This is a genomic window from Vibrio navarrensis, assembly GCF_015767675.1.
GTDB lineage: Bacteria > Pseudomonadota > Gammaproteobacteria > Enterobacterales > Vibrionaceae > Vibrio.
The window spans coordinates 411,667-426,471 of the sequence record NZ_CP065218.1 but is presented as its reverse complement, the minus strand read 5'-3'; the positions used below and the strand labels follow the sequence as shown (position 1 = coordinate 426,471).

Sequence of the window (14,805 nt, the reverse complement as noted above, 5' to 3'; positions counted from 1 at the left end):
AGCTTCTGCTTGGCGTGTAACGATCAGGTTACAGGCTTGCTTGATGCGCGTTGATAAGAGCGTTCATTTTCTCTTCGGTATGACGCTGCGCGGTGGAATAATCCATTTCAGCCGGGAAATCACCAATCACTTCGTAATAGCACTTCAGCTTTGGCTCCGTGCCTGAAGGGCGCACAATCACTCGCGATTGATCTTCCAGATGATAGATAAGTACATCACTGGCAGGCAGATTGATTGCCTCTGTGATGCCACCCGAGACAAAACGCAAAGACGCTTTGAGATCTTCAGTCACGACGACCTTCTGCCCGCCAATCGTTTTGGGCGGTAGTGCTCTAAGTTTGTCGCCAATCGGCGGTGAATCGGGTGAGAGGGCGATACTGCGCTGCGCATTGCAATAGAAACCATGTTGACGATAGAGGCTTTCCAACTTATCCCAGATGGTCCTGTGTTGTGCGCTTAATCTGGCGGTGAGCTGGGCAAATGCCACGAGCGCAGATAAGCCGTCTTTATCCCAAACTTTGTTGCCGATTGTGTATCCCAGCGCTTCTTCATAAGCAAAAAGAAACTGTTGGTCTTCGCTTTGCAGATTCATTGCTACGTTAGTCAGCCATTTGAAACCAGTTAGCGTTTGGTAGTAGCTCGCGCCATGATGTTTGGCGATGGCAGACAACAGGCGAGATGACACTATGGTATTGCCAACCAACTGTTTACTCGCATCGCTGCGACTAAGCAGATAGTCCGCAAACAACGCGCCGACTTGGTCGCCACTGAGCATCTGGTAGCGACCATCGCTTCGTCTTGCGGCAACGGCAAAACGGTCTGCGTCTGGGTCGTTGGCGCACGCAATCTCGGCATTGACCGATGTGGCTAATTCGATCACCCGATCCATCGCTCCAGCCTCTTCTGGGTTGGGGAAGTTTACCGTCGGGAATGTGCCGTCTGGTTCACGTTGCTCGGCAACGCTGTGTACTTCGGTAAATCCTGCGTCTCGAAGCAGCGTTTCGGCCATTTCTGCGCCAACGCCGTGCATAGCGGTGTAAGCCAGTACAAGGTTATTGGGCGCGCTTTTCTCCAGCAGCGGATGGTTATTCATGGTTTCACGATAGCTTTGGTAATACTCTTCGGTCAGCCATATCAATGAACCATTGTGTTCGGCTTGTTCTAACGCTTGGTAAGGAATTGGGCATGCCGAGGCAAGGTCGATTTGCGTGGCAATGCCTGCATCATGCGGGGGAATGATTTGCGCGCCGTTTTCCCAATATACCTTGAAGCCATTGTACTCGGGTGGGTTGTGGCTCGCTGTCACGACCACGGCCGCCGCCGCGTGGAAATGTTTCACCCCATAGGCGACCACAGGAGTCGGGGCGACTTTATAAGTGAGGTAGACTCTAAACCCCAGCGCACTCAACACCGCTGCGGTATCGTGGGCAAATTGTTTGGAATCGGTGCGGCCATCATAGCCGATCACGACGCCACGCGATTGCGCATTGTCTATGGTTTGCATCAGGTAGTGACCAAGCCCGGCGGCCGTTTCTTGAATGACTAAACGGTTCATACGATTTGGCCCTGCGCCAACTTTGCCACGTAGGCCAGCGGTGCCAAATTCGAGTCGGCCGCGAAATCGATCGGCCAGTTCTTCATCTCGGTGGTTATCAATAAGGGTTTGTAACTCAGCTTTACTGATTGGATCAGGATCTCGGGCTAGCCAGGCAGTGATCTCTTTGTTCATTGTTTTGTTCCTTATGCATCTTGCTTGGAATTAATCTAAATGATAACAACTATCATTTCTTTGAAGCCAATCGTTTAGTTGTGAACAAAAAACGCGTTGATGTAAAGATAGTCAACTTCTGCCAAAGCTTCTGCTACGAAAGTGATATCAATGAGATATCAGCAATCTGCATAAAAGGATGTGGAGGGAATAAGGTAGAGAGAGAAAACAAGGGGAGCGATTCGCTCCCCTTAGACTGTTAAGGCTCAGTGCACCTTAGTTTGTTTTTTTAAGCTCTTGATATTCAAAGCTTGGAATCATGACTTCTACACGGCGGTTTTGCGCGCGCCCTTCGGCCGTGTCGTTTGAAGCAATAGGGCTTGATTCACCCGCACCGACCACGGTCAGTTGCTCTGCTTTCACGCCACCCTGGATGAGATAATCTGCCACCGCTTGAGCGCGTTTCTCCGAAATGCGTTGGTTCACTGTCTCTGAACCGGTTGAATCAGTGTGACCGACAATTTCCGCGTTCGCGGTTGGGTAAGCAAGTAATACTTCCAAAAGAGGATCTAACGATTTTTTGCCACCAGCAGAAAGTGTTGAACTTCCGGTTGCAAACAGCTCTTGGTTGTACTTCTGATTAGTGAATTTAGTCACCCATTCTGGTTTTGGCTCAGGCTTCACTTCTTCTTTCACTTCCTGAACCACTTCCTCTGGCTGAGTTTGAGCAACGGGTTCTACAACGGCAGGTTGCTCTTGTTCGACAGGGCGTGGCTCTACCACTGGTTCGCTGGTGGCAACGGTCGCTGCACTTGATTGGCCAAACAGGTAAGTGATACCCAAACTGAACACGTTGGTGTCCATGTCTTGCACGATATCGTCACTCATATCTTGGAAGCGTTGATATTCAGCGCGCGCTTTTAGCGTTTCTGACAATTGGTATTCAAGACCCAGTGAGCCTGTGGCGACAATGTCATTCTCATCACCAAAGCGCATGTAGGCCGCACCTAGCTTAGCAAAGGCATCGAGCTTTTCATTGACAGGCAAGTTGAGCTTTGGCGCAACAGAAATTGCCGAGAGACGGTCTTTGACATAGCGCCAATCTGAAAACGTGGTTTCAAATTTACCCAACATATCAATGCCCACTTCGGCAGCGATGTTGTCGGTAAAGTTGTAGCCAGAGTAAGCCCCTAAACCAAAGGATTTGTAATCACAAGGGCTGGATGCGTAGCAGGCATCCTCAAGAGCAACATAGCCAAGTTTACCACCCACGTATACATCAGAGAGGGCGGCTGTAGCGGTAGCTGAGAAAAAACCACTGCTAGCTAGCACGGCGGAAATAGTGATAGCTAATTTTTTCATAATTATTCCTTCTGTTCTCAGGCTAAGACGGTATGGGGAACTTGATTAACTTGTCATTAAACGTGATGACAACGTTGTCAACGCAAGAGAGCCAAGTCGCTTCATTCTAGTGACAAAATGTTGCAAACCCCATGTGAGAATGTGAAATTATGTGATGTGTCTCATATATGGGACGAATGGAAATCTCTGTTTTGTCTTACTTGATCATTGCACAGAAGCGTACTCCTAATGGGTGTAATTAAATATTTACAATCAATGTAAAGCGTAAAATTATTGAAAAGTTTGCCTTTTGCTAAAAAAAATGATTGCAGTCTCCGTTTTAAGCCGATAAGTTACCCCATACCCAGAAAAAACGGGCTGTGCAGAGGATCCGTTCCTTCTGCGATTGCAGCCAGAAAAGAGTGAATAGGAAGAAGTACGCAATGTTTCAAACTGATGATGTAAGAATAAATCGAGTCAAAGAACTGTTACCACCTGTGGCGGTTCTAGAGAAGTATCCGGCCACTGAAACCGCGTCTTCGACCACTTTTGAATCTCGCAATGCGATTCACAATATTTTGAACGGCGATGATGACCGTCTGCTGGTGATTGTCGGCCCATGTTCGATTCACGATCCTGTCGCCGCGGTGGAGTACGGTAAGAAACTCAAAGCACTGCGTGATGAGCTGAGCGATAAACTGGAAATCGTGATGCGTGTCTATTTTGAAAAACCACGTACGACGGTTGGCTGGAAAGGCCTTATTAACGACCCATACCTAGATGATACCTTTAAGCTGAACGACGGCCTGCGTATGGGGCGCAAGTTGTTGTTGGATCTTACGGACATGGGGCTACCTACAGCCAGCGAATTCTTAGACATGATCACCCCGCAATACGTCGCTGATTTGATCAGCTGGGGCGCGATTGGTGCGCGTACAACAGAATCTCAGGTGCACCGCGAGTTGGCGTCAGGTCTCTCTTGCCCGGTTGGTTTCAAAAATGGCACCGACGGCAATATCAAAATCGCCAGTGATGCGATTCGTTCGGCGAGTGCTTCGCACCATTTCCTTTCGGTAACCAAATACGGCCATTCTGCGATTGTTGAAACGGCAGGTAACCCAGATTGCCACATCATTTTACGCGGTGGAAAAGAGCCAAACTACAGTGCATCACACGTTGCTGCGGTGAAAGAGGAACTGGCCGCTGCTGGTCTTCCACAAAAAGTGATGATTGACTTCAGCCACGCAAACAGCTCGAAGCAGTTTAAGCGCCAAATGCTGGTGGCCGATGATGTGTCTGAGCAGCTTGCCAGTGGTGAAGATGCGATCTTCGGCGTGATGATCGAGTCGCACCTGGTCGAAGGACGTCAAGATCTGGTGGATGGCAAAGCGCCGACTTACGGTCAGTCAATCACCGATGCGTGTATCGGCTGGCAAGATACCGAAAACGTTCTACGTCAGTTGGCCGATGCCGTGTCCGCACGCCGCGCGAAGTAAGTCATTAACCCGCCAAGTGCTATTAAGAAGGCCTGCAATCGCAGGCCTTTATAGTCTTAGGTTATCGGTCAATCATGCTCTTTTGCCGGAATGTAACCGTACTCTTGAATAATCGCTTGGCCTCGTTCGGACTTGATAAAGCGGATAAATTCTTTCGCCGATTGATCCAAGTTATCGCTTTTGTACACAATCAAAAATGGCCGTGACAAAAGATAGCGATTGGAGGCGATGTTTTTCGCATTCGCGTCAATACCGTCGATGGTAATGGCTTTTACCGAGCGATCGACCGACCCTAAAGAGACGAAACCGATCGCTTGTGGGTTGTGGTTGACGATGGTTTTCACCATGCTGTTGCTGTTCACCACAAGATTGCTGGTGCTGATATCGGAGACTAAACGATCTTTGATGATTTTAGTCAGGCCGAGAAGGCTCTCGAAGCTGTAACGTGAACCTGATGAGGCTTCACGGGTTACTGCGGCAATTCGTTTATCTTCACCGCCCACTTGTTTCCAGTTGGTCAGCTTACCTTGATAAATATCGAAGATTTGTTGCTGTGTTAGGTTATCAATCGGATTAGCGATATTGACGACCAGCGCCAAACCGTCATAAGCAATCAAATCGACATTCAGATCTTCACCTTTCTCCATTTCACTAAGGTAGCGTGAGCTCATACCCAGTTTCACCACCCCTTTGTTGACCATGGTGATGCCCGCAGTGGAACCGATGCCTTGTACGGCGACAAAGGTTTCAGTATGAGTTTTGTTGAATTCTTCAGCCAACACATCCATCACGCGTGCGACAGAGGTTGAACCTGAAATATTGAGCTCTTTGGCGTAAGCGGATGGAAAGGATAGGGCAAAAGCCAAAAAGGTAGAGACCGCTAAGCGAATCATAAGGTACTCCAATATAAGCGTATTTTAGCCGCTTATGATATTTCGTTCAGGTTACACTTTTGTGAAAGGGCTGGCATATCCTGTGAAAGCATGGTCACAGACTGGTTTTCTTGTGAGATAAGCGTAGAGTTTGCGTATACTCATTACTCGTATTGGGCGCGGGAGAAAACCATGTCAGTCACGCAAATAGCCACCAATCGTCTCTATAAAGAAGTTGAAGAGTTGTGTACCAAACGTAACGCCAATGTGCCAGTGGAGCTTGGCAAATGTCTGTATGTGCCTCTTGAAACTGGGGTTGAGCTGCACAAAGCGAGCTATCTTCTGGACTCCCGACACAGTGAGTACACCTCTCCTGTAGCCAAAATTCTTTTTGATCAAGCGCAGCAATATTGGCTGTTTTTTATCGCTCGATTTGATGGCGAAAATTACTATTGGGAACCGTATTCGGCTTTAACGCAAAGTGCGCATCTTGAGGATATTCTCCATGAGATAGAACACGATCCGGCTGGCTGCTTTTGGTAACCCCTTTCAAACCTTCTGTTTAATCACGATTTCCCAGAAACCTTGGCGCGAAACTCTTTGGGTGTCATATGCTGAAGCGCTTTAAAAGCGGTGCTGAAATGGGCTGCGCTTTTAAAGCCTGAATCCATCGCAATCTCAGTGATGGATTTGTGGCTGTTGCGCAGTTGGTTGGTCGCATAACTAATACGTTTGATTTTCAGCAGTTGTGAAAAAGACATCTCTTCTGCAGCTAAACGGCGTTTTAATGTTGCGATGGACATGCCCATATGCTGTGCCAGCGATTCTAACGAGATCTCGTGATCGATGTTCTCTTCAATATAGCAAATGATCTTTTGTGTTTCACTAAACTGAGTCGCCGCGAAGATAGAGCCCAGCAGTTGAGGCTGAGCTTCAACCATCAAACTCAAGAGTGCCAGCGCCAAATGTTCCTGAGCCAGTTGAGGGCTTTTGCGCGATATGGACTCGATCAGCAGGTGTTTCAACTGTTGGAGAGCTGGGGCGGTTGCGCCAAACTTAGTCAGTGATTCACTTTGGCTGGTGGTTGCGCTGGCGAGTGGATAGCTATTGCGAAATTTTTGCAGCAGGGCTGGGGAGAAAATCAGTACTACAGCGGAAAAGCCTTGCTCTCCGGGCTGTGCCAACGCTTCTTTAAATTGATCAGAATGATAAAAGGCAAACTCGCCTTCCCCCAGTAAACACGCTTCTCCAGCTTGTGGATGAAGCTGCAATTTCCCTTTCTCGACACAAAACAGACCATTTTGCGCCGTAGGGTAGCGCTCTTGCTTACGCGGCGCGAAGTGAGTAAAGGTTAGAAGTTCTATTGCTGGCATAAAATCGAAATCGCTGTTTGGTCGTTAATCACTGAATGGACAGCTGGATTCGTGCCCTTCAATCGTTTTTGCTCTTCGAGATGATTTTACTGGGATTAGGGAAAATAAAAAGCGCCCAAATTGAGCGCTTGTTATCATTTATTCGCCTTGTATCGCTTCAGCGACTGGCAATTCGGCAAACACGGCGGTTGGTTTGGCGACCAAACTGCGGTTTTCTTGGTTGACTTCGGTAAGGACCACTTCCAACACATCACCCAGTTTGTAAACCAGCTCCTTATCGATGGAGATTGTGCCCGCATCACCATTGCACTCAATGCGCTCTCTATTATCGACAATCAGTGCACCTGGAATGAAGGCCGCCGCGCCATTCTCTATCAAACGAACACGCATTCCCGCGCGGTTGATGTCAAAGATTTCCGCATGGAAGCGAGTCTCTTTCGCCGGCTCGTCGGCCAAGGTGCGCGCGTAGAGCCAGTCCGCGACATTACGCTCAGCAATCTTGTGATGTTTACGATGCAGAGCCAACTCGTCACCCACCGTTTCATCGGGCTTTTGCACGGGCTCTTTATTGAGGATCAGTGCTTTAAGCATACGGTGGTTGATCATATCGCCATACTTACGGATAGGAGAGGTCCAAGTTGCGTAAATATCTAGCCCCATAGCGTAGTGAGGCAGTGGTTGGTTGCTCACTTCACTGTAGGTTTGGAACTTGCGAATACGGTTGTCGAGGTAAGTGCTCTCTTGCTGACATAACCAGCGACGCAGGGCAGCAAAGCCTTGCAAAGTGGCTAACGATTCGCTGGTGAAAGGTAAGGTGCCGTCTGGATTAACCAGTTCAACCGCATCAGCCAGTTTTTCTGCTTTGAAGCCAGAATGGCAGTTGAATACGCCCGTACCAAAGTGCGCTTGCAAGGTTTTACCTGCACAGATGTTGGCGGTGATCATCGACTCTTCAACCAAACGGTTGGCGCTGCGGCGAGAGTCGGCATGAATCGCGATCACATCGTTATCTTCGCTGAGTTCGAAACGGTAATCCGGTCTGTCTGGGAAGACGACCGCGTGTTTTTCACGCCACTGTGCGCGTGCCAGAGAGAAGTCGTACAAGTCACGAACGATGGTTGCGATCGCTTCACTTGGTTGCCATTTTTCCGATACGCCGCTTTCTAACCAATTAGAGACGTTGTCGTAGGCCAGACGAGCATGCGATTTAATATTGGCAGCAAAGAAACGAATGTCATCGCCGATCACGCCATCTTTTGACACGGTAACCGTGCAGCAAAGGGCAGGGCGAATTTCACCTTCGATCAACGAGCACAATTCATCGGCCAGATCGCGTGGCAACATCGGAATGTTGCGTCCGGGCAGATAAATAGTGAAACCCCGTTCGCGCGCGACTTTGTCCATCTCATCGTCTGGCGTAATGTACGCAGTTGGGTCAGCGATTGCGATGGTTAGCTCAAAATCCCCTGCGGCGTTTTTCTTCGCATACAAGGCATCGTCCATATCTTTGGTCGACTCGCCATCAATCGTGACAAACGGCACGTGCGTCATGTCGATGCGTTGCAGATCCGCATCGTCTTTGATTTCCCAGTGTTCAATACCCGCAGGCTCAGAATTAGGCAGATCATTTTCGGCCAACGTAACCCACCACGGGGCGATTTTGTCATTGGCATCAGTGATTTTTTCTGAGATTTCAACAAAGAAGCCGTTTTCATCTTTCAGAGGGTGACGCACAAGGTGTGCAACGACCCAATCGCCTTCGGCGAAGTCATCACTTTTCAGCCCTTTTTTCACTTTGGCTTTCAGTGACATTTTTTTCAGTTGCGGATGATCAGGAGCGACGTTGAGCTTGCCCTTGAACATTTTGATGCGGCCAATAAAGCGATTGAGAGATTGTTCCACCAGCTCTTGAGGTTCTGCAACTTCACGTTCGTTTTCCGTGCGGATGATGGCAATCACTTTGTCACCGTGCATACATTTTTTCATGTAAGCCGGTGGGATGAAGAAACTGGTTTTGCTGTCGACTTCGAGAAAACCGAAACCTTTTTCGGTTGCCTTGATGGTTCCCTCTTTCTTAGGCAGATTTTCTTGAATTTGCTGCTTAAGTTGGGCGAGTAGTGGGTTATCTTGAAACATCTTTTCTTAGCTTATGTTTTGAATTGGGCACACTATAATCATTGCACGGCTTTATTACTACCAAAAACAGGCTATTTCACCGTCCATCATCTACAATTTGACCAATAAATGATTGAGCTCAGCCCTTGTATTTACTTGGGCTGAAGGGATTAGGCGGTCCGATTCTACCACTGCTAAGAAATATTTGTGATGAAATTCAATTTTTTCTGGCTTTTTTTATGCTTTTAAGGAATAATCCGCGTCCCTTAAGTCGTCCCCAATGGCTTGTAGCGTTTTTGTACTGTGCTGTTTCCTGCAAAAGGAAGCTAAAACCGGATGAATCAGTATCGAATGAGAAGAGCTTGTGGGACCCATTTTTACATTAAATACAGTAGGATCCCCATGCAAGATTCTGTTATTCAATTCAGTGATTTAGAACTGAATGATTCTATCCTTTCTGCTCTAGAAGGAATGGGCTTTGTTTCTCCAACACCAATCCAAGCAGCCGCTATCCCACATCTACTTCAGGGCGTAGATGCGTTAGGCAAAGCACAAACAGGTACAGGTAAAACCGCTGCGTTTTCTCTTCCTCTGCTAAACAAACTGGACCTAGCACAACGTAAGCCACAAGCTATCGTGCTAGCACCAACTCGTGAGTTGGCTATCCAAGTTGCTGCAGAGATGAAAAATCTCGGCCAAAACATCAAGGGACTGAAAGTTCTCGAGATCTACGGTGGTGCTTCTATCGTTGATCAAATGCGCGCACTGAAAAATGGTGCTCACGTCATCGTGGGTACACCAGGTCGTGTTCAAGACCTGATTAACCGTGAGCGTCTTGACCTAAGTGAAGTTCACACTTTCGTTCTTGACGAAGCAGACGAAATGCTAAATATGGGTTTCGTTGATGACGTGACCGAAATCATGGAACACGCACCATCCAGTGCGCAGCGTGTCCTTTTCTCGGCAACGATGCCTCCAATGCTGAAAAACATTGTTGAGCGTTTCCTGCGTGAGCCAGTCACGGTTGACGTTGCGGGTAAAAACCACACGGTTGACAAAGTTGCTCAGCAATTCTGGGTCGTAAAAGGCGTAGAGAAAGACGAAGCAATGTCTCGTCTGCTTGAAACTGAAGAGACCGATGCGTCGATCGTATTCGTTCGTACTCGTCAAGATACCGAGCGTCTGGCGGATTGGCTAAGCGCGCGTGGCTTCAAAGCAGCGGCGCTACACGGTGACATTCCTCAGTCTCTGCGTGAGCGCACTGTTGATCACATTAAACAAGGTGTGATCGACATCCTTGTTGCAACTGACGTTGTGGCACGTGGTCTTGACGTTCCTCGTATTACGCACGTATTTAACTACGACATCCCGTTCGATGTGGAATCATACATCCACCGTATCGGCCGTACTGGTCGTGCTGGACGTCAAGGTAAAGCGATCCTGTTGGTTCGTACTAACCAGATCCGCATGCTACGCACCATTGAGCGAGTGACGAAATCTTCGATGGAAGAGATCCAATTGCCACTGCGCGATCAAGTTGCAACGGCTCGCCTGAACAAGCTGGCCGCTGAACTGGCAGCAGAAACGGAGCACAAAGCGCTAGACAAGTTTGCTGAACTGGTTGAAAAGCTAGAAGAAACGCTAGAAATCGATTCTTCAGTATTGGCTGCGATTCTGCTCAAACGTCAGCAAGGTAAACGCCCGCTGTTTTACGTTGGCGAAGACCCAATGGTTGAAGCCGTTGAACGCGAAAAACAACGCCGTAAAGATCGCCGCGAAGGTGGTCGTGAGGGCGGTCGTGAAGGTCGTGAGGGCGGTCGTGAAGGCCGTCGTGAGAGCTTCAACAACCAAGATTGGGATACTTACCAGTTGCAAGTTGGTCGTGATCAAGGCGTTCAGGTTAAAGACATCGTTGGCGCAATCGCAAACGAACTTGGCCTAGGTAAAGGTTCTATTGGCGCGATCAAACTAGCGCAAGAGCATACCTTTGTTCAGCTGCCAAAAGCGATGAGCACACAAGCAGCCAGCAAACTTCGTAAGCTGCGCATCCGCCAGAAAGAAGTCGGCGCGGTAGTGTGTGATTTCGAAGATTTCGGTGAGCCACGCGCTCGTCGTGAAGGTGGTGCACGCCGTGAAGGTGGCTACCGTGGTCAGCGCGAAGGCGGTCGCGAAGGCGGTGCTCGTCGTGAAGGCGGTTTCCGTGCTAGCCGTGAAGGTGAGCGTCGCTTTGACCGTAACCGTGGTGGTGATCATCGTGGTAACTATCGTGGTGAACGTGGCCATAGCCGCAGCAACAGTAACAGCAGTAGTCGTCGCGAAGAAGCATAAGATTGTAGAAAACCGGGTTTCGACCCGGTTTTTTTTCGTCTGTGCGTTTTTTCGTCTGTAGTCGGCCTCTTTGTCGGCAAGTTGCAGCACCGCCCCGAAATGCTTAAGCATAAAGTGGCCATTCATCTCTCTGCCTTTTCTATCAATCAATTCATTTCTTGCTGCGATGTTATGCATTTCTGATTCCGCCCTTTATATTTTTTACGCCTCTAATAAAATCAAAACCTGTTCAAGATCAACAAAAAATCAGCGTTTAAGCCGTTTTAACTAAAAGATAGTTGAAAGATTAAAAAATTATTGAATAATGACCTGTAGATTAAGAGAACCGCGCAAATGCGTTGTACCCAGCTCCCGCTCCACAACAGGAAACATACTCCATGTCTAATTCGTTCGTACTAGTGATCAACTCAGGTAGTTCTTCTCTCAAATTTGCCGTTATCGACTCGGTCTGCGGTAATGCGGTGTTGAGTGGATTGGGTGAGTGCTTTGGCTTGGCAGACGCTCGCATGAGCTGGAAATACGCTGGCGAGAAAACGGAAATTGCCATTGAAGGGGAAGGAAACCACCATAAACTTGCTATTGGCAAGTTGGTTGGTTTGACTGAAGAATTAGGCCTTACGCAAGATATCGTCGCCGTCGGCCACCGTATCGTCCATGGCGGTGAGAAGTTCACTAAGACAGTGCGGATCAACGAAGAAGTCACGGCTGAGATCGAAAAATTGGCCGATCTTGCGCCGTTGCACAATCCGGCGGGTGCGATTGGTATTCGTGCCGCGATGGAAGCCTTCCCAGCGTTGCCGCAATTTGCGGTGTTTGATACCGCGTTCCACCAAACTATGCCTAAACGTGCTTTCACTGGCGCGATTGCGAGCGAGCTGTACACTGACTTTGGGATCCGTCGTTACGGCTTCCACGGCACCAGCCACTATTTCGTTAGCCGTGAAGCGGCCAAGATGCTCAATAAGCCGGTCGAAGCGTCGAGTTTCATTTCTGTGCACCTTGGCAATGGTGCTTCTGTTTGCGCGATTAACAACGGAAAATCGGTGGATACCTCAATGGGCTTTACCCCATTGTCTGGCCTGATGATGGGCACACGCTGCGGCGATTTGGACCCTGGGATAATCGAATACCTGCTGAAGAAAGGCTGGTCGCAAGAGAAAGTGTTTAACTCACTCAACAAAGCGTCTGGCTTCTTGGGTGTGTCCGGCCTAACCAGCGACGCTCGTGGCATTTTAGAGGCGATGGAGCAGGGCCACGAAGGGGCCACATTGGCATTCCAAGTGTTTACCTACCGCGTCGCGAAGTATATTGCCTCTTATCTGGCTGCGCTTGATTCTTTTGATGGCATTATTTTCACTGGTGGCATTGGTGAAAACTCACTGCCGATCCGCCGCGAGATTCTGCAAAACCTCAAACTGCTTGGTTTTGTCGAAGATGAAAAAGGCAACGAAGAGGCTCGTTTTGGCAAGGCTGGCGTGATTGCCAAATCAGAACTACTCAACGCAGTAGCGTTGGTGGTGCCAACCAATGAAGAGTGGGTGATAGCATCGCAATCCGTTAAGCTTCTAAATCAATAGTATAGCAGTTAATTTAAACAACAAGCCACCAAATATGGTGGCTTTTTTATTCAATAAATTCAGTAACTTAATGCACTTTCCTGTATAAAACCCTCTTTTTGTTGATCCATTTGATTAATGTGCAATAATCAATCCTAACAAAAAATTATAGGTTATAGCATTACAGGCTGATTGGAATGGACGAAAAACCACGCATTGCACATATTTATTCTAGAGTTTCAAAGGGCACACAAGTAAAAGGAGATGGCCTACGGCGACAAATCGAAATAGCTAGCAAGTTTATTGAAGATGTAAACATTTCAAACAGCCGTGATGGTTTACCAGTGTATACACTTGCAGATAGCCCCATCTACGACAGGGGGTTAAGTGCGTACTTTGGATTAAATACAGATGAAAACGCGGGGCTTGGCGCATTCTTAAAAGCAGCGGAAAACGGACAGGTAGAAAAAGGTACGTTGCTAATTGTAGAAGCAATTGACCGTATAAGTCGCTTGCCCGTTGATGATGCCCGCGCTCTGTTTGCACGTTTCAAAAAGTACGGCATTGATGTTGCCATTTGCCGTTTCAACCTGATCATTTATCACGACAAAAGTAGTGACTTAGGTCAAGACCTGCTTATCACTACAGCAATACATTTAGCGCACTTAGAGAGTGAACAGAAATCAAAACGCATACGTGCCAGATTCACACACAAGCGACTATTAGAAAAAGAGGGCGGTGAGAGACGCACATCAATGAGTCCTAGCTGGATTGAATTAAGCAAAGATAAAACGCACTTTGTGTTGATACCTGAGCGTGCGCGAATTGTGCGCAAGATGGTAGATTTAAAGCTGCAAGGCTGGGGTGCTCATCGCATTACAGTTTATCTTAATGAGCAAGGATGTCCTTGCTGGAACCGCAGCAATACTTGGTACACAAAGATTGTTGAGAAGTATCTAAAGATGATACAGCTTGTCGGCGACTTTCAACCAGTCGAGCATGTGCACGGCGAAAAGGGGGTGCGCAAAGAACCTGTTGGAGATGTAATAAAAGGCTATTACCCAGCATTGATTACAGAAGAAGAGTGGATCAGGCTTAAAGCATCTTTTAAGAGATCTGGAGGGCGACAAACGGGCGCGTTTTCAAATCTATTTAGCTACATGCTTTATTGCCCAACCTGTGGTTCTTGCATGTCTTACTTTAAGCCTAATCGCGGGCGCATCAAAGTAAGATGTCGCAAGCAGATTGACAAGCAAGGCTGCGACCAACGCGCACTTAACTATGAAGAAATCGAGCCGCGATTAATTAAAGCGCTGGCTGGTTTAGATTACGCAAAGATTAACAACAATAGCTTTGCTAGCTTACAGAAAGAGCTAAACACGCTAGAAGCGCAGGTTGCAGAGCTAGAAGCAAGCGCTGACGATATTAAGACACAAATGCTTGAAGAGTCAGATCCTCGTATTATATCCGTTTATGTAAACAAGCTAAAAGCTATCTATACAGAGCAAGATAAAGCAAAAGCACGATTTGAAAAGCTATCAACGCAAACAAGCGACTATGATGTAAACACGCTTGAGCAGCTACAATTAGAGCGAAACGAGGACAGAGAGCGCTACAACGGCTTTGTGCGCTCATTCGTCAAGTATGTGATAGCATCGGATTCAAAGCTTGGTAAACCACTGCGTATAGTGTTTAAAAGTGAAGCTGTGGGTGAAGTGCCAGTATTCTTTAATGACGACAAAAATAACAAAGCTATTAGTGATATTTTTACCGCGCAGAAAGATGTAAACGAAGCTGCCCCAATACGACTAATCAACATGTCACGCGTGCATGGTAATTTAGGTAAACTAGCAGCTATTGATACTGTACCCGTACCTGATGATTTGGGCGACGCACTAGAAAGGATAAAATATCTTTTTGCAGTAAGACAAGCTGTACTACAAAACCCCGAAAAATGGCAAGCAATCGCAGATGACGCAAGGTTATTTGAGTAACTTCCACCAACAGAGCACCGCA

The 14,805-nt window shown here is 47.7% G+C and carries 10 protein-coding genes; 5 read left to right on the top strand and 5 right to left on the bottom strand.

Translation table 11 applies throughout. The features are described 5' to 3' along the window. Positions 1 to 28: 28 nt before the first annotated feature. Entirely contained in the window at positions 29 to 1,729 is a 1,701-nt protein-coding gene (locus I3X05_RS18620) for a phospho-sugar mutase (protein ID WP_045570414.1), read from the bottom strand. Between the two features lie 255 nt (positions 1,730 to 1,984). Then, positions 1,985 to 3,070 carry an OmpA family protein gene (locus I3X05_RS18615; RefSeq protein ID WP_045570413.1) on the bottom strand — a complete coding sequence of 362 codons (1,086 nt, stop codon included), beginning with the start codon at positions 3,068 to 3,070 and terminating at the stop codon, positions 1,985 to 1,987. Positions 3,071 to 3,492: 422 nt separating this feature from the next. Here I3X05_RS18615 and aroG point away from each other — a divergent pair, with 422 nt between their 5' ends. Then, positions 3,493 to 4,545 (top strand): 3-deoxy-7-phosphoheptulonate synthase AroG, encoded by a 1,053-nt coding sequence (gene aroG / locus I3X05_RS18610; protein WP_045570412.1) that lies wholly within the window; start codon positions 3,493 to 3,495, stop codon positions 4,543 to 4,545. Between the two features lie 68 nt (positions 4,546 to 4,613). Here aroG and I3X05_RS18605 read toward each other — a convergent pair whose 3' ends face one another. Further along, entirely contained in the window at positions 4,614 to 5,438 is an 825-nt protein-coding gene (locus tag I3X05_RS18605) for a phosphate ABC transporter substrate-binding protein (RefSeq protein WP_045570411.1), read from the bottom strand. A gap of 171 nt (positions 5,439 to 5,609) precedes the next feature. Here I3X05_RS18605 and I3X05_RS18600 point away from each other — a divergent pair, with 171 nt between their 5' ends. Then, positions 5,610 to 5,960, top strand: a complete 351-nt coding sequence (locus tag I3X05_RS18600) for a DUF3024 domain-containing protein (RefSeq protein ID WP_045570410.1) — start codon at positions 5,610 to 5,612, stop codon at positions 5,958 to 5,960. Between the two features lie 23 nt (positions 5,961 to 5,983). On the opposite strand, the gene I3X05_RS18595 is transcribed toward I3X05_RS18600, so the two are convergent. Together I3X05_RS18595 and rnb are read right to left on the bottom strand one after the other, a co-directional pair. Further along, positions 5,984 to 6,790: a helix-turn-helix transcriptional regulator gene (locus I3X05_RS18595; protein WP_045570409.1), complete on the bottom strand. Its 807-nt coding sequence runs from the start codon at positions 6,788 to 6,790 to the stop codon at positions 5,984 to 5,986. A 138-nt stretch (positions 6,791 to 6,928) separates the two neighbouring features. Further along, the gene (gene rnb, locus I3X05_RS18590; protein ID WP_045570408.1) at positions 6,929 to 8,926 is read right to left on the bottom strand and encodes an exoribonuclease II; all 1,998 of its coding nucleotides are present in this window, start codon (positions 8,924 to 8,926) and stop codon (positions 6,929 to 6,931) included. Between the two features lie 381 nt (positions 8,927 to 9,307). On the opposite strand from rnb, the gene I3X05_RS18585 reads away from it, so the two are divergent. The 3 genes from I3X05_RS18585 (at position 9,308) to I3X05_RS18575 (ending at position 14,783) form a co-directional block, all read left to right on the top strand. Further along, complete coding sequence (locus I3X05_RS18585; RefSeq protein WP_045570407.1) at positions 9,308 to 11,233, top strand: DEAD/DEAH box helicase; 1,926 nt, start codon at positions 9,308 to 9,310, stop codon at positions 11,231 to 11,233. A gap of 377 nt (positions 11,234 to 11,610) precedes the next feature. After that, on the top strand, positions 11,611 to 12,810 hold the full coding sequence (locus tag I3X05_RS18580) for an acetate/propionate family kinase (RefSeq protein WP_337971408.1): 1,200 nt from the start codon (positions 11,611 to 11,613) through the stop codon (positions 12,808 to 12,810). A gap of 176 nt (positions 12,811 to 12,986) precedes the next feature. After that, positions 12,987 to 14,783: a recombinase family protein gene (locus I3X05_RS18575; protein WP_321284703.1), complete on the top strand. Its 1,797-nt coding sequence runs from the start codon at positions 12,987 to 12,989 to the stop codon at positions 14,781 to 14,783. Positions 14,784 to 14,805: the final 22 nt, after the last annotated feature.

Coding starts and splice junctions, on each gene's coding strand:
- I3X05_RS18620 (WP_045570414.1), bottom strand. CDS start 1,729: ATGAACAAAGAGATCACTGCCTGGCTAGCCCGAGATCCTGATCCAATC.
- I3X05_RS18615 (WP_045570413.1), bottom strand. CDS start 3,070: ATGAAAAAATTAGCTATCACTATTTCCGCCGTGCTAGCTAGCAGTGGT.
- aroG (WP_045570412.1), top strand. CDS start 3,493: ATGTTTCAAACTGATGATGTAAGAATAAATCGAGTCAAAGAACTGTTA.
- I3X05_RS18605 (WP_045570411.1), bottom strand. CDS start 5,438: ATGATTCGCTTAGCGGTCTCTACCTTTTTGGCTTTTGCCCTATCCTTT.
- I3X05_RS18600 (WP_045570410.1), top strand. CDS start 5,610: ATGTCAGTCACGCAAATAGCCACCAATCGTCTCTATAAAGAAGTTGAA.
- I3X05_RS18595 (WP_045570409.1), bottom strand. CDS start 6,790: ATGCCAGCAATAGAACTTCTAACCTTTACTCACTTCGCGCCGCGTAAG.
- rnb (WP_045570408.1), bottom strand. CDS start 8,926: ATGTTTCAAGATAACCCACTACTCGCCCAACTTAAGCAGCAAATTCAA.
- I3X05_RS18585 (WP_045570407.1), top strand. CDS start 9,308: ATGCAAGATTCTGTTATTCAATTCAGTGATTTAGAACTGAATGATTCT.
- I3X05_RS18580 (WP_337971408.1), top strand. CDS start 11,611: ATGTCTAATTCGTTCGTACTAGTGATCAACTCAGGTAGTTCTTCTCTC.
- I3X05_RS18575 (WP_321284703.1), top strand. CDS start 12,987: ATGGACGAAAAACCACGCATTGCACATATTTATTCTAGAGTTTCAAAG.